Source organism: Mucilaginibacter auburnensis (assembly GCF_002797815.1).
Lineage (GTDB): Bacteria > Bacteroidota > Bacteroidia > Sphingobacteriales > Sphingobacteriaceae > Mucilaginibacter > Mucilaginibacter auburnensis.
The window spans coordinates 2,239,314-2,263,204 of sequence record NZ_PGFJ01000001.1; the positions used below are offsets into that span (position 1 = coordinate 2,239,314).

The following is a 23,891-nucleotide window of genomic DNA, read 5'->3' on the forward strand; positions in this document are numbered from 1 at the left end:
TACCTCACCTTCAATTGCGTCTGCTTATAATACCTTCCTGGATATCAGAAAATAGCTCAACCGTCGCCATACTTCGGCAGTATAGATTTTTATAGATATTTTAACAGGCCACGTTTCCCGGCATAGTGCCGTAATTGATGTAGCGCTTTGTCTTTCAACTGCCTTACCCGCTCACGGGTGAGCTGATACCGGTTAGCAATTTCTTCCAGGGTAAAAGGCTGTTCCTGGCCGATTCCGAAAAAAAGCATTAGGATGCCACGTTCACGCTCCGACAGATGCTTTAATGCATCTTTCAGGGCAACAGACAAGGACTCCCGCATGAGCAGCTCGTCAGTAGCTTCACCTTCTGCTGCCAGCAGATCCATTAAAGAATTTTCACTTTCATCATTAATATTTGCATCCAGCGATAAAGAACGGCGTGATTTACTTATGAGGCCAGCAACACTGTCCGTCGAAAGCTCCATGGCTGCTGCTATTTCTTCAATGGAGGGCTCCCGCTCAAACTCCTGCTCCAGTTGCGAGGCCTGGCGATGCAGGCGGCTTAGGGCGCTGATCTGGTTGGATGGCAAACGCACCAGCCGCGATTGTTCGGCAATGGCCTGCATCATGCCCTGACGTATCCACCATACCGCATACGAAATAAATTTGAAACCTTTAGATTCATCAAACCGCTGCGCGGCCTTGATCAATCCGAGGTTTCCTTCGTTGATCAGGTCATTAAGGGAAAGGCCCTGATTTTGGAATTTCTTGGAAACTGATACCACAAAACGCAGGTTAGCACCGGTTAATTTGTGCAGTGCTGCCTGATCGCCGTTCCGGATCAGGCGGGTGAGCGTAACTTCTTCATCAGCCGTCACCATGCCGATCTTGCTGATGTCATTCAGATACTGCTCCAGTGCCCGGCTGTCTCGCGAGGTGATCGAAGGCGTGATCTTCAGTTGCCTCATCGATTCAGGTATTTATTAACGAAGCTTTGTTTATCATCCCGATACTGGCTTACCGCACCAACACGATGCAGCAGGCGGATGTATATCCAGGCCATGTCCAGTTGATAAGCTTTGAAGCCGCTGCGGGCACTTTTGGGGTAGAGGTGATGATTGTTATGCCATTCCCCGGCTACCAGTCCCGGCCACAATTGGTTGATGGATCGATCAGCCCTGTTATAATCGATGCCGTCGCGTTGCCTGTCCTTACCGTGCCCATGCCCGTCGTAATTAAACGTACGTACGCCAACAGCCCAAACACCGGCTGCAGCAAATAAGGAGCACGCTAAAGCATGTCCGCCCGCTAGGTAAAATATTCCGTACCAGAACGACCAGTTGAGCACCCAGGTAGCGAGTGTAGCCAGCGGCCTGGCATACGATCCCCAGTACTGGTATTGCCGGTAAGTGTTACCCTTAACACCGGTATGCGCCATTAAGCGGGTAACCCGCTTATAATCATCTTCACTCAGACCTCTTGCAATAGGCTGATGGTTAACATCGGCTAGGAAGCAATACCAAAAACCACCTTCTGCATTATAAGGGTCGCCAGGCTTATCTGATTTCGAGTGGTGCACGTGGTGAGAAATAATATAGATTTCTTCGGGTATAATATTGAGCGTTAATTGCCTTGTCATAAAGCGCCAAAAACCGTTGCTAAAACGATAGGCACCATGGGTGCAATAGCGATGATGCCAGACCGTGCCATGCGTGCCCATGATGATCATGCCATAAACAAAAGCAGCCAATAACATCCACCAGCTGAAAAACTGAAAAATAAAAAGAACAAAGAAGGGTATCAGGCAAAATACCTTAAACCAGCTTACAAAAGCGAGCCAATTCTTTCGATCCCGCCATACATTCAACCTGCTGAAAAATTCTCTTAATATCGTGCGTACGTCGGGGCGCACCAGTTCCCCCTGTGTGTTCTGCCAGCCATAAGCGGGCGGCTGCAGCACATGATCTAAAAATGCCATAATACTTGATCCAGATATTAACGGATGTTTCTTACCGGGTACGCTGCCAGGAACCCTTTGCCATTGTGCTCAAGATTGCCGGCAGTCAATACTGCGTCGGTACTTGATAGCTCCTGATTAAGCTTCCTTTTTACGCGCTGGTACACATTGAGTAATTCTTCGGGTTGTAAACGGAGAACGATCACCCTGTGATTATTTTTTTTCAGATCGGCGATCTCCAGATCAGTAGAAAGGGTCAGCGCCCAATGTTCTCCCTGTTTGAAACCGAGCTCTATCGACTCGTTTTTCAGGTCGAATAAAAACAGATCGATTTGCTTGTCCAGGATAGGTTGATTTTTATCTGCCTTGCCGGCAGTTGGCGTTGGATTTATCATTTTTGTTTAGCTGACTCGGTGTAAAGCTTAAAAATTACCTGAATCAGTTAAGGGTAAAGCCTAAGGTGTAAAAGAGAGATAGGTTGTGTAATATACGTTTAGTTATTTGATTAAACTGATCATTCGTTCTATTTAAATTTATTTTTAATTATTTTACTAAAAGTTAAATTATACCGATTAATAAGACTACCTTGTCGACTTACATAAAAACAATTAAATGCAAAAAGAAGGAACAGTGAAATTTTTTAACGATTCGAAAGGTTTCGGATTTATTTCACAAAATGATACAAGAACAGACGTTTTTGTACACTCGACAGGTCTGATCGATCAGATCCGCGAAAATGACCAGGTTAGCTATGACGTGGAAAACGGCAAGAAAGGCCTGAACGCAGTAAACGTAAAAGTAATCTAATTATCACGATATCTTACTCGTAACACTTGCCCCAACAGGCAGGTGTTTTTTTTGCCATTTAGGCGCGTTTTTTGGATATCTTCTGATTATTTGGTCACGTATGTCTTTAAGACACGCAAAAAATCCCTTAATAAAAAGGGGCTGCACTTCATTTGATACAGCCCCTTTTGTTAAACCAACAACTTGTTGTTTACATAGCAGCAGAACTGTTCAGTTTTAACATGATGGCAGCTTTTTGCTGTTCAAGTTCAGTCAATTTTTCTGTCTTTTTATTGATTTTTTCAAGGAGCTTTTTAATGTCTTTGGCATTATCGTCCTTGTCGTCTATAGCGTCTCCCGCATCATCAGCTTGGTTACTGGCTTTTTTCGCCTGTTTCATGGCCGTTTTAGCATCGGCCATATCCCCATTGGTAGCGGTAGTAGCAGTTTCCTTACTGTTCTGCGCAGATGTGGCTGCATCTTTCGCGGTAGAAGTTATCTTAGATTGATAACCTGCGGTTTTATTTTGTTGTTCAATCAGCTTGGAATTTAATTCGGCTATATCCAATTTAACTTCACCGTATTCCTTATTGAGTTTCACGGTATCGGCAGTAGTGCGATATTTTTGAGCAGCAGCAGAATTGGAAAAACCTAAGGTGCCTAAAGTGAATGCGAAAAGCATCACGGCAATTGTTTGAAATTTGATCATGATTTATTTTTATGGATGTCGTTGTATGACAATTATCTATATCAATAACCGGTCCGTAAAATATTTTGCTGTAAAAACATAACTAATTGAATTTCAATAAAATAAAATGTATCATAAAAAGGATTTTTTGTAGTCCTCAAACGAATTTTTAAGTTGCGAAATTCAAAAATATGTTTAAGCCGACCGCGCTGCGCACCTGAGTAACGAGATACCAAAGGTTTTACTACTACCCGGATGAATTGCTGGCAGTCCCGCCGGAAGGTGAAAAAGATCTGCTGGCTGTTAAATAATACAAAGTTAAGAATCCCCGGTGACCATCGCCGGAGACTTAATGATTCATCCTTATTTCAGCTTTTTTTTTGACTTTTTTGAGGTGCACCGTTTGAGTTTGCGCTTGCTTCTGGTAATTATAAAAAGGTTATAGTTCACTTTCTAAAATTTTTGAAAAACCGCCTATTTCAATCAATTCGTCCACAAAACGGTTCGGATTATACTCCGCTGTTGACCCTTCAAATTTAAGCAGTTCTGAAAAGAGCTGCTTTTTTTATTTATATATCTGATTATAAGTCTGTTGTCTTTTTAATTTTATGGTTCGAGGTTTGAGTTCAAGAGAAGTTTAAAATAGCCAAAAGTGCTATTCTATGCAAAAGAAAGCATTTTTTTCGGTTCGAGCACCGTTAATGGGCGATCAAAGGAAAACTTGATGGCATTTTTTGTAGCAATGATAATTTATGGTTTTTATTGGTCGAAGGTTTTCCGATAATAAAACAATAATATTACCGGATACTGATCCTTACTTTGCCGTAGCCGGAAAAACTCAAATTGCTGCCCTTTAATGCCATTCTGAGTGTAAGTCTCTCCGCCCAACCGTTATAAATCATAGAACGGGCTGGCGCTGCAGACTAATCAAAAAAACGGACATGTTGGAACCATGCAGTTTTAAAATGTTTGTTTGATTTATCCACTGACTTTGATTTTCTTAAGATGCTGTGTAAATTTGTAAGTAAGAACGGTTAATTTATTAGCAAATGGAAAGGTTAGTATATTTAAGCGAAAATAAGCACTTTAAAATTCTCATGGTTGCGCTATCTGCTTATTTTATTTATAAGCTTGGCAAAAGCTGTGGCGAGTTTTTCTATTACTTCACCCATTAATCTATTGTTACATTGTTAAGCTGAACACTGACTTATGACAATAGACCCTGGATACTTAATATAACGGTTTTACCCGCACAGATGTATTTAGGAAGCAGTAGTGCCTAAACAGACACTACTGCTGAATATTATTAGTTAAACAAAACACTTCGCCAGGCCTCATCCTCAGGCACGCCGGGTTTGCGTTTGCCAAAGAACTGAACAATGATATCACCTTTTTTGTCGAACACTTCAAGGCTGTGAACGGCGCCGTCTGTGGTAGGTTTTTTAACCAACCATACCGATGCAATACCATCATCGCGGAGGTGCATATTGAATTCAGGGTCAAGCACATTAAACCATGGGCCGGTCTGTACCAGTTTTTTTATTTCGCCTGTGTGTATCTGTATACAACCTGGGTTCCCTACAAATACCATAACAGGCAGGTTAGTTTCCGATGCTTTTTTTAACGTGTCTTTCAAAGCCTGAACGCTGATCTGGTTGGCATAACCTTCAGGAGCAAGGCGTAACGCTTGCGTACGGGTAAGCTCAAATTTTTTCAACATGCCGAAAAACTCATGGGTATCTTTCAGGTTTACCCAGGCATCGTGGAATGCTTTGATATCCACTTCATGATCTGGTTTTTCAACCGCTTCCAACTTGGCTGGCGTTATAACCAATTCCTGCTGCTGATAATCTGCTTTGTATTTAGTCACCAGTTGGTGGTAAGCGTTTACGTCGCTTTTATCAGTAAGGTAAATTTTGTGAACCGCACTGCCATCGGCACCGAAAAATTGCAGACTGAAGCGCTCATCTTCGTTAACTGCAAAGCCAAAGTGCCAGTGGTGCATAAACAGGCGAAGATCAATATCAGGCGTCACAATTGAGCCAACAGGGCCATTAAAGCTAACTTTGGTGTAAACGCCTTTACGTTCATGTACGCAATGATTATTACGGGTTAGCGCCATCACGTAACCCAGCGTACTGATCTCTTTTAATATTTCCTGAAATTCAGGTTTCAGCAGGGTGTTGTTGGCGCCTGCATCTGTGTTAACCAGTTCGGTTTCGCTCACGCACAGTTTAGCGGCGGCATCGCGTATGCGTAATCTGGGTTCCTCGTTTTTTAGCTGTTCCCATTGTTGTTTTAAGGTGGTTAGTGTATTTTCCATATTTTATGTGTTTTTTTTGTTAAACCATTAAACCGCTGGGTATCACCAGTGGACATTTAAAATCTTCGCATTCCATCAGTTTTACTTTTATGTTGAATGCCTCGTGAATATTTTCGCAGTTGATAACCTCCAGCGGAGCACCGAATGCCACGGTTTTTCCGTTTTTTAAGATAAGGATCTGATCAGCATATTGCGATGCGAAATTGATGTCGTGTAAAATACTGATAACGATATAGCCCCGGTTAGCCATGTTGCGCGCCAACTGCAGTATTTGCTGCTGATAGAGCAGATCGAGCCCGTTGGTAGGTTCATCCAGAAAAAGGAAGGCATTGGGCCTGTCGTAGATCTGGGCAATTACCCGTGCCAGTTGCACACGCTGCTGTTCACCACCCGAAAGGGTATTGTAATTGCGTGAGGAAAGGTGAGTGATGCCTGTTTCCAGCATTGTTTTTTTAACAACTTCCATGTCATGCGCTGACGGGCGGTTTTCAAAATGCGGATAGCGGCCCATCATCACCAGTTCTTTTACGGTAAACATTACGCTAACTGTATTGTGCTGGGTAAGCACCGCCCGCAGCATAGCCATATCATGAATGGAATAAGATTCGATATCCCTGTTGTTAAACTTTATGCTGCCGGATGTTGGCTCCATTTCACGGCAAAGCAGTTTTAGCAAGGTGCTTTTTCCCGCCCCGTTAGCGCCTATCACTGCCATCATTTCGCCGGGCACCAGATTGAATGATGCGCCGTGGAGTATTTTTTTGTTACCTGCCTGGTAGGTTAAATTTTTTACATCTATCATATTATCTGCTGTTTTTTAAGCTGTGACCAGATCATATAAATAAAAATTGGCGAACCGCCAATGGCCGTTACAATACCTATGGGCAACTCGGCTGGAGCCACTACTGTGCGCGATATCATGTCAGCAAACGATAATGCTGCCGCTCCGAGCAGGGCTGATGCAGGAATAATAAGCCTGTTGTCGGCACCAAAAGCCATGCGCAAAATGTGGGGTATAACCAATCCGATAAAGCTGATCAACCCTGCTACTGCAACAGATGCGCCCACGGCCATGGTGGAGAAAATGATGACGAGCGTTTTAATGTGATTAACGCTGATGCCCATGTGCGCGGCCTGCGCTTCGCCCAAGGCTATAGCGTTAAGCGATTTACCCATAAAAGGCAGGCCAATAAGCGGTATAACAATAAAAGGTATAGCGCTGCTAAAGGCTATCCAACTGGCGCCGCCCAAACTGCCCAGGCTCCAGAAAGTGATGTTACGTAGTTGCTCATCGGTTGACAGATAGGTAAGCAATCCTGTAAAAGCAAACGCGATGGCATTTATAGCAATGCCCATCAGCAGCAGCGCAGTTATAACCGTTTTGCCATTGTGCATCGCAAGACGGTAAACGATTAGTGTAGTGATAAATGCGCCTATAAAAGCTGCAATGGCCAATACGTAATAGCTATGCTCATTACCCAATCTGTTTAATAACGGCCCGCCAAAAACTATAGTTAATGCTGCTGCTAATGTTGCGCCGGCTGATATGCCTATCAGGCCCGGCTCTGCCAGCGGATTTCGAAAAAGCCCTTGTAAAGACGAACCCGAAATAGCCAGTGCAGCGCCAATGGCGGCACCTAACAGTACCCGTGGTAAACGTATGTTTAACAAAACTGCGGTTTGCTGGTCGGTATACGACTGTTCATTGCTCAAACCAATACTATTAGTGACCATTGACCAGAATTGTGGCAGGCTGATATGTACCGCCCCAACGCATAAAGCCGCTACCATGCTGGCTAGCAGAAACAGCGTCAATCCGCTAAAAATTAATTGATAGCTTTTCAACACGCTGCTTATTTTAGATTTTGTGATAACTGCGCAACAGCCTGGCCTAAACGCGGGCCAAAACCTGTTAGCAATTCACCTTCCATGGTGATGAATTTTTTGTTTTTACCGGCTTTTGTTTGGTTAACGCCCTGCACTTGCTGTAAACCAGCAACACCGCCCAAACTCTCCATGCCGCTACTGAAAAGCAGAATAGCATCGGGATCAGCAGCCACTAATGCCTCAGGGGTAAGCGGTTTATAATCAGTAAAGCCTTTAACGGCATTTTGGCCTCCCGCCAGCTCAATTATTTGCTCAACAGAGGTGCCTTCGCCGGCCACCATCATGGTGCCGGTACCTCGTGCATAAATAAACAGCACCTTAGGTTTGCCGCCTGTTTTGCCTGATTTAGCGGCCGAGGCCAGATCGGCATTTAGCTTATCGATAACAGGATTAGCTTTTGAGGGCGCGCCAAAAGCTGTTGCCACTTCTTTGATCAGCTTACGGGTACCGTCAGCAGTAAATTCCTGGTTAAACAGTACCAATTTTATACCGGCACCTTTTAATTGGGCCTGCAATTCGGGTTTTACATCAGTGGTCAGGCCGGTAACAATATCAGGTTGCAAGGCAATTATCCCCTCGGCAGATATCGTGCGGTTATGACCAACTTTTGGTTTGCGTTTTATGCTTTCGGGAAAATTACTCGTTACATCGGTTCCTATAATATAAGGCTCCATTCCTATGCCCGCCAGTATTTCGCTGATGGTTCCGTTAAGAGATACGATTTTTTGTCCCGCTATTTTTTTGCCTGCTTTAGAGCTGAATCCCAAAACTGTGATCATTAATACCGAGGCGATTATTAATCTGTTTATTGTCATGTCTTTTTTAAATTGCTTATTAAACTGTAAAAACGGCTCCCCACAAGCCGAGCCGTTTTGTTGTAAGTGATTGATTTATAGGGTTATATTATGCTCCTTTTTTCACAAGCGTATATTGAATCTTAGGATAACCCCTTGTTCCACCGTCCTGCGTAGTGAAGTTTACAAACCTGAGTTTGTATACATTGCCTGCGGCATCTTTTATCACATAAAAGCGGTCTGTTTTAACACCTATTGTGCCCTGGGTAACTCTCCAATTGGAGCCGATCGTATTACGGCTGTTGCTGAAAGTAGTGGTGGCGATATTGGCTTCAGCATAAGTATCATAATTGCCAATTACTTCGGCAGTGGTTACATCGCCTAGGTGGTTTACAAATACAAGGTCAGAAAAAGCGTAAGGCAGCGTACCTGTATAGTAAATGCTATAGCCCCATACAAAATCCCAGCGGTCTTTGGCAGGTTCAACACTTACCGCCCCGGTATCAAATGATATAAAGCTGAAGTTACTAGCAGCGTTTTTATTTATATCAAGTGTTTTGAATGTGGTCTCGTTAAGTTTTGCGTATTGTAGGGTGTAGCCTGTTGTACCATTACGTAATATGCGTATTTTGTAAACATCGGCAGCTAATGGTGTCGCGCCGGTGCCGTTTACACGGCTTATCACATATACTTTATTTTCAGCTTCTGTAACTGATACCGCTGCTATTGCCGTTTTTGTTATATCGCCATTAACATCATCGATAATGCCAAAGTTACCTTTGCCCTGACCTAACTCGAGGTTAGCCAAAGTCACATCGGTAGCGTTTATTGCGTTGATATCCGTTTTGTTGACCGCCACAACTGATGCCGCGGTGGTGTTATTGAGTATCACACGGAAATCGGCGCCAGTGTAAAAACCAAGATCCCAGCTCGTACGTTTTACGGCTGTTTGGGCGTTGGCGCTCAAATCAACATAAACGGAGTTGATGGCTGCAGAGCCGCCTTCGCCACCGTTAAGGGTTAACTCAGAACCTGTTGAGGTGATAGCGGAGAAACTCAATTTCAACTCGGTAGTTGTACCTAATACAACTGGTGCGCCAGCCGACTTCACTTTAAACGTAAGTGACTCATTTCCTTGGAGGAATATGTCATCTTTTTTGATCACTTTAAAGCTGACAGCATTACTTCCGGCCGGAATAGTAAGGTTTAACATATTTGTGGTTGCCGCGGGCTCGGTGGTAAATTCAGTCCCATAGGTTACACCGCTTGCAGTAAGGTCCACAACAACAGGTATAGCAACATCTGTAGCACGGTTAAGGTTAAGCGATATATTGATAAAAGCGTCGGTAGTACCTAAACCTTGTGTTGAGGTTGAAAAACCAAGTGTGTTATCAGGTAGAGCAGGGTCGGACTTTTTGCAGGATACGCACATCAATAGGGTAAATCCTAACAGGCAGCTGAGTAAATGTTTCATAATTGTTATTATAGTTTATTGTTTAAATTGTATTTGTGTGATGCTAATTTTTATTGTATTGAAAGGTCAGGCCCAGAAAGTACGAGCGGCCATAGCCCATAGGTACCGGCCCGCCGGTGCTGTGCGCGCCGCCGATATTGGCAGATGTATTAAACACATTGGTTACATTGAATATATTTTTAACCCCGCCCGAAAGCGTGATAACTTTATTGATGTATTTGTTGACAGTAAAATCGCCGATATGAAATGCTGAGCGTTGCGCCAGCTTGATGGTTGGTTTACCGCCAACATCAATCAGCTCATAGGTAGGCAGCTTACCATTGTATTTGTAAAAGAAGCTTAACTCAGTCTTAACGGCTTTTATGCTGTAAAGTATGTTGGAGTTTACTTCAGGATACCAGGTAAAGCCGGGCAGGGATGGGTCCTGATCAGCATGTTCATTGTAAATACCTGTATAGGAGAAGCCGACTTTAGCCTGTAAGTTCTTAAAGCCAAAGGTGTTTTCAAAGGTAGCGCCGGTAGTTTTGTATTTATTGATGTTGATGTAAGTAGTGACAGCAGGGTTGACGGGGTTGAAGCCTGTTGTGATCAGGTTGTCGAAATAGTTGTAAAAACCACCTATAGAAGAGCGTAAACTGAACACATCACTATTTAATTTTTGCCAGGTTAATGAGCCATTTACACTGTGGGAATACTCCGCCTTTAATTGGTCATTACCCATGATGGAATGACTGGCATCAAAAAAATTAAAATACAATTCGCGCAAAGCAGGTGCACGGAAACCACGTCCGTAAGCCAGACGCAGGTCAAGGCTGTTGGATAATTTTATTTTTGTGTTGATAGATGGTATTGCCGGCGGTGCGTCATATACAGAATTTTTGGTAAAGCGGACACCCGGCCTTACGTTTATTGAAGGACTGAGCCGTATCTCTGAGGAGATAAAAAAAGCATAATCGTTTATAGTAGGTGTTCCCGTTATGCGCGCGCCGCTGCTGCCTGTAAGGTTGAATTCCAAACCTGGTTGGAATGACACTGAGTTGTTTAGCTTATATTGCGCAGTTCCGCGAAGAAGCTTTGTATCAAAGACGGATTTGTCTTGTTCTCCGTCACCCAGCGTTAATCTTCTGTCGCCTGTCAACAGATCGAGACTTGTGGTTTGTGTGCGGCGGCTGTAATCTGTGTAAGAAGCAGCTCCGTTAAAACTTAGTTGATTATTGATCTGCCACTCGGCCTGCAGCTGGTGCGTAAAACGATTGGTTAAATATTTTTGGTCAATTTGTACGTTACTTGCTGTTATTATCCGGCTGTTCAACAACGTTTCGTCAACCCCATCAAAACGGTACCAAAGGTTGAGCGCCCTCGTTCTGTAACCTATAACACCACTGCCTAAATATTGATCTTTGGGTATCCAGCCCAGACTGGCGCCATCGAAGTTATTGCGGGTAATGTTGCCGCCCAATTGCCAACCGTTGTGCTCCCAGTTTATGCCTACATTTTCGTGGTGTGTACCCGGGCCGTCGAAAGCCTGATATTTTTTTCCCGCGGTTTCTTCCTGCACGCGACCGTAAACAAGCAGGCTTTCCCCGCCGCGGCCTTTTTTGGTTATCAAATTTATCACACCGCCTAATGCATCACTGCCATAGCTAACAGACATGGGGCCATCAACAATTTCAATATGATCGATGGTGTTAACATCTATTTGATTGAGGCTTTCGCGGGTATCGCCGCGGTCAAGCAGGGGCACCCCGTCAAGCAATAATTTGACACGCTGACCGGCGACGCCCTGTAAGGTTATGCTGGTAGTGCCCAGTGTAAGATCGTTGGTAAATCGTACACCTAACTGATCTGTTAAAACGTCCTGAACTTTAGCCGGGTTACGTAAACGCATCTGTTCACTTGTAATACTGCGCACCATGTAGACCGAATTCTTCATGGATTGAGGAGCGTATTGTCCTGTAACCACCACATCTCTCAATTGGAAAGAGGAAACTTTAAGTTTTACATCGGGTGTTTCTGTGATGCTGTTTGCTGTAACCGTAACCTGTTGTTGAGTACTGAGCATACCGAGCGCCTTAAATTGCAGTATATAACTGCCCGTTCTCAGCTTTAGGGTAAACCTGCCATCAGCATGGCTTACCGCAACAAGCCTGCTGTTAGCAACCTCAATAGTTACACCAGCAGCTGGCCTATTATCGCTTGTTACCACTCTTCCCTGAATGGTTCCATCGCTACTTTGAGACGATGCAACGTTACCAAAGAGCAAAAGGATTAAAAGAAGCAGCAGTAAATATTTAATCATTATTTAGACTAATTAAAAATAATATTGCAAATTTGTGTGATTTATAAATCAGCGGTCAACGCTAAAGGGATTTAAATAAACGCTAAACGGATTTTATACATGCTGAAGGTCACAATTCCCTTTACCAACGAGGTAGTTTTTAATCCCCTTCATTATTCTGAAAATCAGATAGATGAAGTGATTGTAAACCGTTTCGACGAAGTGAGGGGGGAGATACAGATCAGCGTAAAAAGCTTTCATGTTGAAGACATAGCCGTTTACATCATCCAACTAAAAAGCCCTGAAAGTGTATTAATATCCGCCCGGGTGGAACAGCCTGCCTGGATGATGAACTTTACTTTGCAGGGACAGTTGAGCATACGCGGCGTGAACACAAGTATGGGACTGCGGCTGAACGCCGACACGCACAACAGTCTTATCCAGGTAGGCAATACTACAATGGATGCTGTAATACAGGGTGAAGTAACGTTATTTACAGTTTGTCTAAGCCAACAGGTGGTAAAGAAACTACTCACCTGTGATGAAAACGCTGCATTGCAAAACAAATTAACTGAGGGTGCAAAAATTGCAAGCAATAGGGTTATAACTCGCGCCATGCATGATATACTAAACTCAATAACGGATTGCGCCGAAAACAACTGCCTGCACCGCATATTCCTTGCCGCTAAAATGCTCGAGCTTTTGTTTCTGGATATAGAGCAGTTGAATCAAGGCAAGGAAGCTACCCCACGTGTCTTGAAAACACATGACCTCGAGAAGTTGCAACTAGCTAAAAAACTGATTGGTCAAGACTTGCAGTCACCATGCTCGTTAGTTGAACTTGCGCATAAAGTTGGCCTCAATGATTTTAAACTAAAAAAAGGGTTCAGAGAAGCATTCGGCACAACCGTTTTCGGCCATTTATATGATCTGCGAATGGAAAAGGCAAGAGAAATGTTGTCGGCATCAGAATATACAGTGAGCGAGGTTGCGCATTTGGTGGGGTATAAAAACGCGCACCACTTTACCGCTGCTTTTAAAAAGAAGTTTGGCTACCTGCCTAGTAACGCCCGGAAAGCTTAACAATTCCTATACCATTGTCTTAATAATTCAATATCAATATTTTTGAAAGACTGCCTATTTCAATCAATCGTCCACAAACGGTTCAGACTATATTCTGTTGTTGACCCTTCAACAAAAGAGTAGTCTGAAAAGGCTGCTCTTTTCTTTTATATAGTGATTATAGATGGCATGTTTAAGGTTCGAGCACTGTCATTAATTGAACCGAGAGTGCATTTCTACAAAAAAAATGTTGCTTCGGCGGTTGTTGTGATAGCAAGGCTGTTTTGCCTGGCTTAAATTGCCTTTACGATGGAATGGCTGCCTGCCACGTTTTCGACGCCTGTAGCCGAATCTCCAGGTCAATTATACATAGATTTGCTTTTCAGATAGCTGGACCTGCCCCTGGTCTCTCAAAATCTTGCTCAAAGCGGTAAAAAGCGTGATGCCTAACAGAGTTTCCATGTTTTTAATTAGTTTTAGGCTCAGGATATCATGGGAGATTACAGTAGCTACAGCGATTCGGAGCTTATTGCCTTATTTAATGGCGATGACGATGCCGCATTCAAAGAGATCTACCAGCGCTATGACAAGCTGCTGTATATTTTTGCGTACCGCAAACTGGACGACGAAGACGAGGCCATGGATGTAGTGCAGGACGTTTTTACCGGTATGTTGGCGAACAGGGGGAACTTCATGATCAAAGCTTCGCTGTCCGCGTACTTATATAAATCTGTACTGAACAAGATACTCGATCTTTTCCGGCACCAGCAAACCATTAAGCGCTACATTGCCGAAGGCAGTCATTACATAGATGTGGATACTAATGATACCGACTACCTGATCCGGGAAAAGGACATCCGGGAGATGATAGAAAAGGAGATAGCCGCAATGCCGCCGCGAATGCGCCAGGCCTATGAGCTGAAACATAAGTTCAAGCACTCGCCGCAGGAAATAGCAGAACAGATGGGAATATCCGAACATACCGTCAAAGTTCAGCTCCAGCGCGCACTTAAACACCTTCGAAATCGGTTAGGCGTCGTTATTTTCGTTATTTTCATCCTGAATAAATAGCGCAGTCGCGTATAATTTTAAATTTTATTAAAAAAAAATTAACATCATGTAATTTTTTTGAATGGCTTCTGCGTCTTAACGATAATTAGGGCATAATTGCCGCCAAAAAGATGGAGAAAAACAACGTTAAGGAAGTTTTGAGGAAAATAGATTCGGGAAACTACACACCCGAGGAGGAAAGGATCGCGAAACGCTGGCTTTTTCAATTAAACAATGAGAAAAAGCTTGACTTTACGGAAAAACAGTTGAACGAGGCAAGCGCCAAAATGTGGGCAGTTGTGAAAAAGGACCTGGCTCCGGCTGGCTATCAAGGTTCGATAAAACTTTGGCCAGGGATCGCGGTTGCGGCGATGGTGCTGGTGTTCCTGGGCGCCGGCTTATTATATTTTAATTATCAGACGCATAATTACAGCGCTATTGCCCAAAATGACATTGAACCGGGCAAGCCGGGTGGCACACTTACACTGGCGGATGGCAAAAAGATCAGGCTCGCTGATATGCTGAACGGAAAGCTGGTGGAACAAGGCGGCGTGACTATTCGCAAAGCTGCGGATGGACAACTGGTTTATGAGCTTAAGGGTTCCGGCACCGGAAGCCATCAAATCAATACCATCAGCACGGCCAATGCGGAAACCTACCAGGTGAGACTGCCCGATGGTACGGCGGTGTGGTTAAATGCGGCTTCCAGCCTGAGCTATGCACCTGCGCTGACTGAAGATGGAATACGAACGGTAAAACTTTCCGGTGAAGCTTATTTTGAGGTTGCCAAAGACAAAATACATCCCTTCGTCGTTAAAACGGCAGGACAGGAGATCCAGGTGCTGGGAACACACTTTAATGTGAATGCCTATGCCAATGAGCCAGCTTTGGTGACCACCTTACTGGAAGGGTCGGTTAAAGTTGCTGCCGGCAGTGTAAAAAAGCTTTTGAAACCGGGCGAACAGGCGGTCAATACTGACGGGCAGATCAAGGTAAGCGAAGCCATCATTGATAAAGCACTGGACTGGAAAAATGATGAGTTCTACGTCAATCATATCAACTTTAAAACAGCCATGCGTAAAATAGCCCGATGGTATAATGTAGAAGTTATTTACAACTCATCTGTGCCGGATGACATCGAGATTGGCGGTTGGGTATCGCGGAACGAAAAATTGTCTTCCGTCCTTCATTCCATGGAAGCTGCCGGGATCGTCCATTTCACTATAGACGGCAGAAAAATATATGTCAGCAAATAAAGTGTTAAAAATAAAAAGAAAGGAAACTATCGAAAAAAGCCTTACCCTCAAAAGAAACAACCAGACCTTAAAGTAAGGCCTGGCTGAAGATTGGTACAAGTCAATATTTCTATTCACAATTTGTTGCCCGCGCCGTGGAAAGTTAAGGCAACAACTCAACCAAACTTGAACAAATGTATAAAAATTATACAACCAAACCCTGGTTACTTAATCCCCTATATGCTAAAATATTGTTGATTATGCGCTTAACGACAGTTATTTTAATAGCAACTTTTTTGCAGGTAAGTGCATCTACATTTGCCCAGCGCATCACGATGGACAGGCATGATGTAAGCCTGGAGTCCGTTTTAAAAGAAATCAGAAAGCAGACCGGTTACAGCTTCATCTATGATACCCGATCCGTAAACGACGTTCAGCACATTAGCATTTCCGTTAAAGACGCTGACCTCCCGGAAGTATTAAAAAAGGCTTTGAACGGCTTGGAGCTCGCTTATGAGATTGACGGTAAGATCGTTTCGTTGATCAGAATGAAAAGCCTCCTACCGTTTGAACCCGTTAAGTTAACATTTCACGTCACGGGAACCGTGCGTTATAAAGGCGTTCCTATGGGTAATGTTACCGTCCGTGTAAAAGGCAGTACCTTAGGTAGCCTGAGCAATGAAGATGGCACTTATGCCATAGATGCTCCAGATTCCGATGTCATACTTGTTTTTTCTTTTATCGGCTTCAAAACGCAGGAAATAGCCGTTAAGGGCCGCAGCAATATCGATGTGGCGATGGAAGAGGTTATATCTAATCTGAACGAAGTAGAACTGGTCAGCACCGGTTACCAGCGGATCAAGCCCGAACAAAGCACTGGCAGTATAGCCACCATTAACGAAAAGCAATTTAATTCGCGAATCAATACGACAGATTTCATAACCGGCCTTCAGAATAAATTGCCCGGCTTGTTGGTAAATAATGATATCAAGTATGAAGAAGAACCGCTTTTTCAGATCCGTGGTATTTCTACTTTTAACGGTGTCCGCAAGCCGCTGATCGTAGTAGACGGTTACCCGACGGAACTCGATCTGTCCTCCATAAACCCGAATGAGATTGAGTCTGTCACCATTTTGAAAGATGCCGCGGCCGCAACCATTTACGGCGCGCGCTCCTCCAACGGGGTGATTGTAATTGAGCGCAAAAAAGCCAGGGCGGGAAGGTCTGTAGTGAACTTCAGGTCTACCATAAGCGTAAAACCCAAAGAAAACTACGAAAGGTACCGATGGGATAAAAATGGCTACGAGGCCATCGTTGCCAACGCAAAGGTGGAAAGTGACTTTCAGGGACCGATTCTTTGGGACTTTCTGGCCGACCCTTACTTAGGCCCCTATTTTAACTATCCTGAACCAGTCAACATTATGGCGCAGGGTAACGCCGGTGTAATCACAGATGCCGAAGTAAAACAAAAACTGCAAACACTGGGTGCCTATAACAATGCAAAAGACTACAGCCGCCTGTTCCTCCGGACGGCGGTTACGCAAACCTACAATGTTGACCTGTCAGGCGGGAACGATAACGCCCTCTACTATCTATCCGCAAACTATATTGGAGGCACCTCCTCACAAATTAAAAACGACAATAACCGGTTCCAGCTTACCGGACGTACCACGTTTAACATGTCCAGAAAACTATCGGTTGACGTTGGCTTGAGCTACCAGGAATCAAGAAACAACGCCGCGCCAATTCCTGATATCGCTTCTTTATATCCCTATGAGCGCTTGCAGGATGCAAATGGCAACCCGGCGCCGGTGTTCAACAAATCACTGATGAACCCTTACTACAACCAGACCATCATGGCGGCGGGTTTATTTGATAATCTTTATTATCCACTCCAGGAAGTGAATGAAGTGTCGGATAAGACACGCGTCATTAACAATAGGATTACAGCCGACCTGCGTTATAAGATCACGGATGCCCTCAATATTCAAATTGGCGGGGTGTACGAAAGAGCAAAATCTGAAGACAATTACCTGGCTACAGAAAAATCCGCTGTGGTAAGGCAGTTCATGAATTATTATGCGGAAGACAACTTTGCAGGAGGATTCAAGTTGAATTTCCCTGAAGGCAGCTTGCTGAAAAATACCATAGCCGATACCCGGAGCTATACTGTAAGGGCACAGGTGAACTATGACAAGTTGTTGGCTAAAGATCACGCTATTAATGTTATTGCAGGCGGAGAACTTCGTGATATTGTGAATCAGTCCAACTCATCGGCCATTCTGGGTTACGATGACCAAACGCTCCTGCACCAATCGGTAGATTATAAGTATTTGGAAAACTTTACCAATTACGGCATGTCTATGTTTGCGCCCTTTAACCCCTATACCTCTTATCAGGATCTGTTTAAACTGACCTATGCCGATAACCGTTTCGTGTCCGTTTACTCTAATCTTATATACACCTTTAAAAATAGGTATTCATTTTCAGGCAGCTTAAGGGTAGACCAGTCCAACTTGTTCGGCACCGATCCGAAATATCAGTATAAGCCACTTTGGTCAGCTGGCGCTGCATGGAATATAGAAAGGGAAAAGTGGATGCAAGGCTTCAATTGGCTAAATACCCTGAAACTTAGGGCTGCCTATGGTTTTAACGGGAATGTGGCTAAAAATTCGCTTCCTCAGGTAATCGCGCAAACTTCTTTTAATTTCTTTAATCAGAACAATACCATTCCTGCGCTCGCCCTGCTGTCTCAGGCTAATAGCGGACTAAGATGGGAAAAAACAAACAACATCAATATCGGGCTGGACTTTTCCATTTTTCGCAACATCTCGGGCAGCTTTGAATATTATCGTAAGAAAAGTACCGACCTGCTGGCCAATAGTCAGATCGATCCGTCCAAGGGTGGAAGTTTCGCAGTGGTTAATCAGGCTTCTGTGCGAAATGACGGGCTGGAGTTTAACCTAAACGGCACTTGGATAAACAGAAAGAAATTTAGCTGGAACACAGGTTTGGTAATGGCCTACAATGCCAATAAAGTGCTGCAATATTATAACCCCGACCCGGCGCTTCGGTCCAGGATAATAGGTCGTCCGCTTGGTGCCATATTTAATTATCACCATGCCGGTATCGATGCAGACGGAGAAATGCTGATCACAGACAAAAACGGTGTTACGCAGAAGTTTACACCAACACTCTTTACAGACAATCTCTCTTATGCAGGAAGTCGTATTCCTACCTTTAATATGGGTATAAGTAACCGGGTAGACATGGGCAGAGTATATGTTTACGCGATGATTAACTATTTCGGCGGCATGCGTACAGAACTTCCGGTTCCCGACCCGACCGCGGTAAGGCCACTGGAAGGTGTAAACAATTACTGGAAAACGCCCGGAGATGAGGCCAACCCTGATGTCCTCCCGAAACTGCGTTACCTGTATTCCAGCTGGCTGGGGCGTTCGGATCAGTACACTGTCAACGCCGCTTATTTTACCTTGGGAGATGTAACTGCTGCTTATAGCTTTAAAGGTACAAGTTGGGCCAAAAAGGCAGGACTCGGTAATGTGGAGTTAAAGGTACAAGGGTCCAACCTTTATACCGTGGCGCTGAACAAGCAAAACTACAGCTTGGCTACGGGCTCCTATGCGAAGTCATACCTGACGCCAACGTATACTTTTCTTGTAAATGTTAGTTTCTAATCAAAAACGTAAAAAAGATGAAAATACACATATACAGCCGCCTTATACCAATGCTGCTCCTGGCATTCCTGCTGAGCTCCTGTAAAAAATATCTGGACATAGAACCTAAAGGCGTACAATTGCTGAAAACGGTACATGACTATGACCAATGGCTAAATAGTTATGAAGCGACGACAGACTTGCCGGAGTCAATTAACCTGCTGGCCGATAATACCGACCTGACGAATGTTGATCTTCCTTTAGATCAGGTTAATGAAAGAGTATTTACATGGCAGGCGCAGTTCGCCGAAGACCAGTTTGCCGGCGAGGCGGTGATCTGGAAAGACTTTTATCGCGAAATCTATTACTACAACACTGTCATCAACAAGATTGATGAAGCAATTGATGGTACTGTGGCACAAAAACGTTCGCTCAAAGCGGAAGCCTTACTCGGAAGGGCCTACGCTTACCTATATTTGGTTAATTTATACGGAGAGCCATTTGCTCAGGCTGCTGCAGCTTCAGACCTGGCAGTGCCTTTCGTTACCTCTCATGACCTGAATAATGCTACGCCACCGCGCAAAAGCGTCAAAGAGATCTACGAGTTTATCCTTGGTGATCTTACGGCCGCCATTCCTGACCTACCTGCTGATAATGCTAAAAATCGCTTTCGTGGAAGCAAGGCAGCAGGATACGCCGTACTTGCCAGAACCTATCAATATATGGGCAACTATATTAAGGCAGCTGAAAGCGCTCAACTGGCACTAGCCGTCGGCCCTAAGGCTATTATGGATTTCACCACGATGACCAGCGCCCAGCAAATAGGAGACCTTACCGTACGGCCCGATGTATTCTATGCCAGGGTGAGCCGGGCTTATAATCAGGATAAAGTGCCTACTATCGACTTCCTTAAGAGCTTTGACAAGACAGACCTGCGTTTAAAATTTTATTATAGTAACCTTCGTGATTATTCTTTTCCTACCCGGGGTGTTGTCAAATACCGTTCCCAAGGTGTGCTGGGTGGAACGGCTACCATAAGCTGGGGACCTACCGTTGCGGAAATGGAACTGATCATTGCGGAATCAGCCGCACGCGCTAATGACATTCCGACAGCACTTGATCATTTGGATGCGCTTCGAAAAAAACGGTTCCCGTCGGACAGTTATCAAAAATATATATCCGCTAACCAGCAAGAAGTATTGCAAAAGATCATGCAGGAACGAAGCTTTGAATTCCCGTATAATGGCATGCGGTGGATAGATATGCGCAGGCTTAACGCGGAAGGAAAGATGCCAGCGGTTACGCGATTGGATAAAAACAATAACGTGATAGCCACTTTGCCACCGGGCGATCCACGCTATACGCTTCAGATTCCCATACAGGTCATGGTGTTTAACCCAAGTTGGACACAAAACCCTTAGCATTTAAAAGTATTAACATTTTATGGACAAATCATTAATTAGCGTGAGAGGACTCTCTCATCGCTACAATACCCAGTGGGCGATCAGGGGCATTAGTTTCGATCTGCCTGAGACCGGTGTCTATGGCCTACTTGGGTCAAACGGTGCCGGAAAGTCAACCACCATGAACATCATCAGCGGTGTTTTGAAACAAACCGAGGGGGAGGTGATCGTTAACGGCATTAGTTTAAACGAAGATCCGATTGCAGCCAAAAAACTGATCGGCTTCTTACCTCAGCATGCACCCTTACACCCGGACACTACCGTTCAGGAATACCTCAGCAATTGTGCCAGGTTACGAAAGATACCTGAAAAAGAGGTAAGAAATGCAGTCAATGAAGTGATGGAAAAAGTTTCCATCACTCACTTTGAAAAGCGCCTGATCCGCAATCTCTCCGGTGGGTATAAGCAAAGGGTAGGCATCGCGCAGGCAATCATTCACAAGCCAGCCATTATCATCCTGGATGAGCCCACCAACGGACTCGATCCGAATCAAATCATGGAAGTGCGGAAACTGGTGCGGGATATAGCGAAGGAACGTGCGGTTATTTTTTCCACCCATATACTAACAGAGGTGCATGCCATCTGTGACCATATCCTGATGATTGACCGCGGCAAACTGGTTTTCTCTGGAGAGACGCGGGAATTTGACAATTATTTACAGCCCGACAGCCTTTTAGTACGATTACTTGCAGCTCCGCCTGTAGAACAGATTCTTCAGATAGCGGGGATTACTGATGCAGAAGCGCTGGGAGGAGGAGAATACCGGTTAAAAATAGGCGGGAGTAGCCGTATAGCCGAACAATTTATTGTGGAATGCGTGTCGAGGAATTGGAGATTGGAAACGATTCACCCGGAAAAGACCTCTCTCAATGATGTTTTTTCGGAGTTGTCAAATAAAAATGCATAGAAAATAAAAAATATGAAATCAATAATAGATGTCGCCAGAATAGAACTTCAGAAAATATTCTATTCTCCCATCGCCTGGCTTATCCTAATTGCGTTTGCATTGCATACCGCCCTGCTTTTCATGTTAGGCCTTAACTATTATATCAATTCAAAGGAACTGGGTTTTCCGATTGAGAACATTACTTTCGACCTTTTTGCTAATCAAAACGGGGGTCTGATACCCGGTCTTGCGGCCACCTTATTTATGTACCTGCCACTGGTAACAATGGGTTTACTCAGCCAGGAATTCTCCTCCGGTTCGATCAACCTCTTGTACTCATCGCCGGTGACGAATCTGCAAATTGTACTGGGTAAGTTTTTTTGTATGATGATCTTCAACTTCCTCATGGTCATGCTGGTCGTTCCGGAGGTACTGTTTGGGGTGTTAAAGGTCGAAAACTTTGATCTGCCCGTTGTACTGACCGGCCTGCTAGGCTTGTATCTGATGATGTGTACTTATGCGGCAATAGGTTTGTTCATGTCCTCGTTAACCTCCTATCAAATAGGAGCCGCCATCGGTACGCTGGCTGTACTCGCTGCATTGACTTTTGTTGACAGGGTTTGGCAAGACGTTGAATTTGTTCGGGATGTTACTTTCTGGCTCAGTGTCGCAGCTCGCGTAAGCGGTATGCTGAGCGGTCTGGTGCTAAGTGTAGACGTAGTCTATCTTATCGTTATTCCCGCACTATTTATTGCGTTTACGGTATTCCGACTGAAAGTTGTGCGGGAGAAGACCACACGAACAGTGTCGCTTATGCGTTACGTCGGCAGTTTTTTACTGGTAGCGATTATTGGCTATATCTGTTCTTTGCCAGCTTTGGTAACATTTTATGACTCCACCCAGGCAAAAGTGCACACGCTCACCAAGGAAAGTCAGCGCGTGATGGCTAAACTTAAAGGCAAGGTACATATCACCACCTATGTTAACCTTTTTGAATGGGGTAACTTCGTGTCACCGTCTACGCAGAAACTTGATATGCTTCGCTATGATGTGTATAACTATTTTTATCCTAACATCAAATACGAGTACAAGTATTACTATGCTATTCAAGGTGGCCCTTATTTTATCAACCTGCACAAAAGCCGGTTTAAGGGATTAACATTGGATCAGACCATTGAAAAAGTAGCGAACACCTATGAAGTGGATAAAGACATCTTCCGGCCTGGCGAAGATTTTAAGAACGAAATAGACCTTGCTGCGGAACAAAATACCTATGTAGCAAAGATCACTACGGAAGACGGAAAATCAACTCTGTTAAGGAGCTATTATGACGGCGAGAAATTTCCTGCGGAAGCACAGACCACGGCTGCGTTCAAGAGGCTGGTAATGGCCTTACCCAAAGCCGGTTTCGTAACGGGGCACCAGGAGCGCACCTTGAACGATATAGGCCCTCGTAGCTATTCCATGCTGGCAAGCGATAAAAAAGTGAGACGGTCGCTAATCAATAACGGCATGGACATCTCGCAAGGCAACTTGTCATCACCCGTTCCTGAAAGTATCGATATTTTGGTTATCGCCGATGCCAAAACGCCTTACACCGCACAGGAGATCAAAAATCTGAACGATTACATTGATCGCGGGGGAAACCTGGTGGTGGCCTGCGACCTGAACAGACAGGAGGTAATGAACCCCCTGGTGGCACGGTTAGGCGTGTCTTTTCTTCCGGGACAGGTGGTAGAACACAACCGTAAACGTCAAATGGATGAAGTTACATCAGCGTTTACAAAAGAGGGTCGTAAGATGGCATATCATTTTGAGCTTTCGGGGCTATGGATACCTATGCCTGGCACCGTAGCTATCACATATAAACCGGTCACGGGTTTTAAATACACGCCCATGCTGGAAACGGATTCTTTGAATGACTTTAAACTTGTCGACTCTGTCGGCTCCTGGAATGAACGAACAACTAAAAATTTCATAGATGAGGTGCCGAAATATGATCCGGAGAAGGGTGATGTGGCCGGACCCATCATTACTGGTCTTGCGCTGAGTAGGAGTGTTGGTCATAAAAAGCAAAAGATCGTCATTTTTGGTGATGCCGACTGGTTAGCTAACGGGCTTATCCAGGATACAAAATATGTGAACAGCAAAATGGCAGCGGGTGTATTTTATTGGTTATCAGACAATAAGGTGCCCATTGATGATCGCCGGCCTGCCCCGATTGACAATGATATCCGCGTAAGAAAAGCCGATGCAGCCTTTTTAAATTATCTCTATAAATTCATTATTCCCGGTTTAATGGGTGCCGCCTTTGTGATCATCTGGCTGCGCAGAAAACGACGTTAAAAATAG

At 44.4% G+C, this 23,891-nt stretch carries 18 protein-coding genes; 8 read left to right on the forward strand and 10 right to left on the reverse strand.

Annotation, left to right across the window (positions count from 1 at the left end; translation table 11 throughout):
* Positions 1 to 89: 89 nt before the first annotated feature.
* The 3 genes from CLV57_RS10050 to CLV57_RS10060 are packed head-to-tail and all read right to left on the reverse strand — an operon-like array spanning position 90 to position 2,331.
* Positions 90 to 947, reverse strand: coding sequence for a sigma-70 family RNA polymerase sigma factor (locus CLV57_RS10050; RefSeq protein ID WP_100341161.1), 858 nt, complete (start codon positions 945 to 947; stop codon positions 90 to 92).
* Positions 944 to 1,957, reverse strand: coding sequence for a fatty acid desaturase (locus tag CLV57_RS10055; RefSeq protein ID WP_100341162.1), 1,014 nt, complete (start codon positions 1,955 to 1,957; stop codon positions 944 to 946). Before CLV57_RS10055 ends, CLV57_RS10050 begins: the two co-directional genes overlap by 4 nt.
* A gap of 17 nt (positions 1,958 to 1,974) precedes the next feature.
* Positions 1,975 to 2,331, reverse strand: coding sequence for a hypothetical protein (locus tag CLV57_RS10060; RefSeq protein WP_100341163.1), 357 nt, complete (start codon positions 2,329 to 2,331; stop codon positions 1,975 to 1,977).
* 217 nt (positions 2,332 to 2,548) lie between these two features.
* Here CLV57_RS10060 and CLV57_RS10065 point away from each other — a divergent pair, with 217 nt between their 5' ends.
* Positions 2,549 to 2,743, forward strand: a complete 195-nt coding sequence (locus tag CLV57_RS10065; protein WP_100341164.1) for a cold-shock protein — start codon at positions 2,549 to 2,551, stop codon at positions 2,741 to 2,743.
* Positions 2,744 to 2,933: 190 nt separating this feature from the next.
* Here the strand turns inward: CLV57_RS10065 and CLV57_RS10070 are convergent, their stop codons facing one another.
* The 7 genes from CLV57_RS10070 to CLV57_RS10100 form a co-directional block, all read right to left on the reverse strand.
* Positions 2,934 to 3,431 carry a hypothetical protein gene (locus tag CLV57_RS10070; RefSeq protein WP_100341165.1) on the reverse strand — a complete coding sequence of 166 codons (498 nt, stop codon included), beginning with the start codon at positions 3,429 to 3,431 and terminating at the stop codon, positions 2,934 to 2,936.
* A 1,285-nt stretch (positions 3,432 to 4,716) separates the two neighbouring features.
* Positions 4,717 to 5,733: a hemin-degrading factor gene (locus CLV57_RS10075; RefSeq protein ID WP_100341166.1), complete on the reverse strand. Its 1,017-nt coding sequence runs from the start codon at positions 5,731 to 5,733 to the stop codon at positions 4,717 to 4,719.
* 19 nt (positions 5,734 to 5,752) lie between these two features.
* Positions 5,753 to 6,535, reverse strand: coding sequence for a heme ABC transporter ATP-binding protein (locus CLV57_RS10080; protein WP_100341167.1), 783 nt, complete (start codon positions 6,533 to 6,535; stop codon positions 5,753 to 5,755).
* Positions 6,532 to 7,524 carry a FecCD family ABC transporter permease gene (locus tag CLV57_RS10085; RefSeq protein ID WP_100341168.1) on the reverse strand — a complete coding sequence of 331 codons (993 nt, stop codon included), beginning with the start codon at positions 7,522 to 7,524 and terminating at the stop codon, positions 6,532 to 6,534. The genes CLV57_RS10080 and CLV57_RS10085 overlap by 4 nt, the downstream gene beginning before the upstream one ends.
* Before the next feature lie 62 nt (positions 7,525 to 7,586).
* Positions 7,587 to 8,399 carry a heme/hemin ABC transporter substrate-binding protein gene (locus tag CLV57_RS10090; protein ID WP_245856929.1) on the reverse strand — a complete coding sequence of 271 codons (813 nt, stop codon included), beginning with the start codon at positions 8,397 to 8,399 and terminating at the stop codon, positions 7,587 to 7,589.
* Positions 8,400 to 8,523: 124 nt separating this feature from the next.
* On the reverse strand, positions 8,524 to 9,888 hold the full coding sequence (locus CLV57_RS10095; protein WP_100341170.1) for an HmuY family protein: 1,365 nt from the start codon (positions 9,886 to 9,888) through the stop codon (positions 8,524 to 8,526).
* A gap of 43 nt (positions 9,889 to 9,931) precedes the next feature.
* Positions 9,932 to 12,187 (reverse strand): TonB-dependent receptor, encoded by a 2,256-nt coding sequence (locus tag CLV57_RS10100; RefSeq protein WP_100341171.1) that lies wholly within the window; start codon positions 12,185 to 12,187, stop codon positions 9,932 to 9,934.
* A gap of 99 nt (positions 12,188 to 12,286) precedes the next feature.
* On the opposite strand from CLV57_RS10100, the gene CLV57_RS10105 reads away from it, so the two are divergent.
* The 7 genes from CLV57_RS10105 to CLV57_RS10135 all read left to right on the forward strand — a co-directional run bounded on the left by CLV57_RS10105 (position 12,287) and on the right by CLV57_RS10135 (position 23,885).
* Positions 12,287 to 13,249 carry a helix-turn-helix transcriptional regulator gene (locus CLV57_RS10105; protein WP_100341172.1) on the forward strand — a complete coding sequence of 321 codons (963 nt, stop codon included), beginning with the start codon at positions 12,287 to 12,289 and terminating at the stop codon, positions 13,247 to 13,249.
* 471 nt (positions 13,250 to 13,720) lie between these two features.
* Positions 13,721 to 14,299 carry an RNA polymerase sigma factor gene (locus CLV57_RS10110; protein ID WP_100341173.1) on the forward strand — a complete coding sequence of 193 codons (579 nt, stop codon included), beginning with the start codon at positions 13,721 to 13,723 and terminating at the stop codon, positions 14,297 to 14,299.
* A gap of 110 nt (positions 14,300 to 14,409) precedes the next feature.
* On the forward strand, positions 14,410 to 15,534 hold the full coding sequence (locus CLV57_RS10115; protein ID WP_245856931.1) for a FecR family protein: 1,125 nt from the start codon (positions 14,410 to 14,412) through the stop codon (positions 15,532 to 15,534).
* A 173-nt stretch (positions 15,535 to 15,707) separates the two neighbouring features.
* Positions 15,708 to 19,211 (forward strand): SusC/RagA family TonB-linked outer membrane protein, encoded by a 3,504-nt coding sequence (locus CLV57_RS10120; protein WP_100341174.1) that lies wholly within the window; start codon positions 15,708 to 15,710, stop codon positions 19,209 to 19,211.
* 17 nt (positions 19,212 to 19,228) lie between these two features.
* Complete coding sequence (locus tag CLV57_RS10125) at positions 19,229 to 20,611, forward strand: RagB/SusD family nutrient uptake outer membrane protein (RefSeq protein WP_100341175.1); 1,383 nt, start codon at positions 19,229 to 19,231, stop codon at positions 20,609 to 20,611.
* Between the two features lie 22 nt (positions 20,612 to 20,633).
* Complete coding sequence (locus CLV57_RS10130) at positions 20,634 to 21,560, forward strand: ABC transporter ATP-binding protein (protein ID WP_100341176.1); 927 nt, start codon at positions 20,634 to 20,636, stop codon at positions 21,558 to 21,560.
* Between the two features lie 12 nt (positions 21,561 to 21,572).
* Positions 21,573 to 23,885 carry a Gldg family protein gene (locus tag CLV57_RS10135; protein ID WP_100341177.1) on the forward strand — a complete coding sequence of 771 codons (2,313 nt, stop codon included), beginning with the start codon at positions 21,573 to 21,575 and terminating at the stop codon, positions 23,883 to 23,885.
* Positions 23,886 to 23,891 lie beyond the last annotated feature (6 nt).

Excerpts from the sequence above, each read along its gene's own strand:
- CLV57_RS10105 (WP_100341172.1), top strand. The coding sequence starts at position 12,287 with ATGCTGAAGGTCACAATTCCCTTTACCAACGAGGTAGTTTTTAATCCC.
- CLV57_RS10095 (WP_100341170.1), bottom strand. The coding sequence starts at position 9,888 with ATGAAACATTTACTCAGCTGCCTGTTAGGATTTACCCTATTGATGTGC.
- CLV57_RS10070 (WP_100341165.1), bottom strand. The coding sequence starts at position 3,431 with ATGATCAAATTTCAAACAATTGCCGTGATGCTTTTCGCATTCACTTTA.
- CLV57_RS10090 (WP_245856929.1), bottom strand. The coding sequence starts at position 8,399 with ATGATCACAGTTTTGGGATTCAGCTCTAAAGCAGGCAAAAAAATAGCG.
- CLV57_RS10110 (WP_100341173.1), top strand. The coding sequence starts at position 13,721 with ATGGGAGATTACAGTAGCTACAGCGATTCGGAGCTTATTGCCTTATTT.
- CLV57_RS10060 (WP_100341163.1), bottom strand. The coding sequence starts at position 2,331 with ATGATAAATCCAACGCCAACTGCCGGCAAGGCAGATAAAAATCAACCT.
- CLV57_RS10050 (WP_100341161.1), bottom strand. The coding sequence starts at position 947 with ATGAGGCAACTGAAGATCACGCCTTCGATCACCTCGCGAGACAGCCGG.
- CLV57_RS10135 (WP_100341177.1), top strand. The coding sequence starts at position 21,573 with ATGAAATCAATAATAGATGTCGCCAGAATAGAACTTCAGAAAATATTC.
- CLV57_RS10075 (WP_100341166.1), bottom strand. The coding sequence starts at position 5,733 with ATGGAAAATACACTAACCACCTTAAAACAACAATGGGAACAGCTAAAA.
- CLV57_RS10100 (WP_100341171.1), bottom strand. The coding sequence starts at position 12,187 with ATGATTAAATATTTACTGCTGCTTCTTTTAATCCTTTTGCTCTTTGGT.
- CLV57_RS10125 (WP_100341175.1), top strand. The coding sequence starts at position 19,229 with ATGAAAATACACATATACAGCCGCCTTATACCAATGCTGCTCCTGGCA.
- CLV57_RS10120 (WP_100341174.1), top strand. The coding sequence starts at position 15,708 with ATGTATAAAAATTATACAACCAAACCCTGGTTACTTAATCCCCTATAT.
- CLV57_RS10085 (WP_100341168.1), bottom strand. The coding sequence starts at position 7,524 with ATGGTAGCGGCTTTATGCGTTGGGGCGGTACATATCAGCCTGCCACAA.
- CLV57_RS10115 (WP_245856931.1), top strand. The coding sequence starts at position 14,410 with ATGGAGAAAAACAACGTTAAGGAAGTTTTGAGGAAAATAGATTCGGGA.
- CLV57_RS10080 (WP_100341167.1), bottom strand. The coding sequence starts at position 6,535 with ATGATAGATGTAAAAAATTTAACCTACCAGGCAGGTAACAAAAAAATA.
- CLV57_RS10065 (WP_100341164.1), top strand. The coding sequence starts at position 2,549 with ATGCAAAAAGAAGGAACAGTGAAATTTTTTAACGATTCGAAAGGTTTC.
- CLV57_RS10055 (WP_100341162.1), bottom strand. The coding sequence starts at position 1,957 with ATGGCATTTTTAGATCATGTGCTGCAGCCGCCCGCTTATGGCTGGCAG.
- CLV57_RS10130 (WP_100341176.1), top strand. The coding sequence starts at position 20,634 with ATGGACAAATCATTAATTAGCGTGAGAGGACTCTCTCATCGCTACAAT.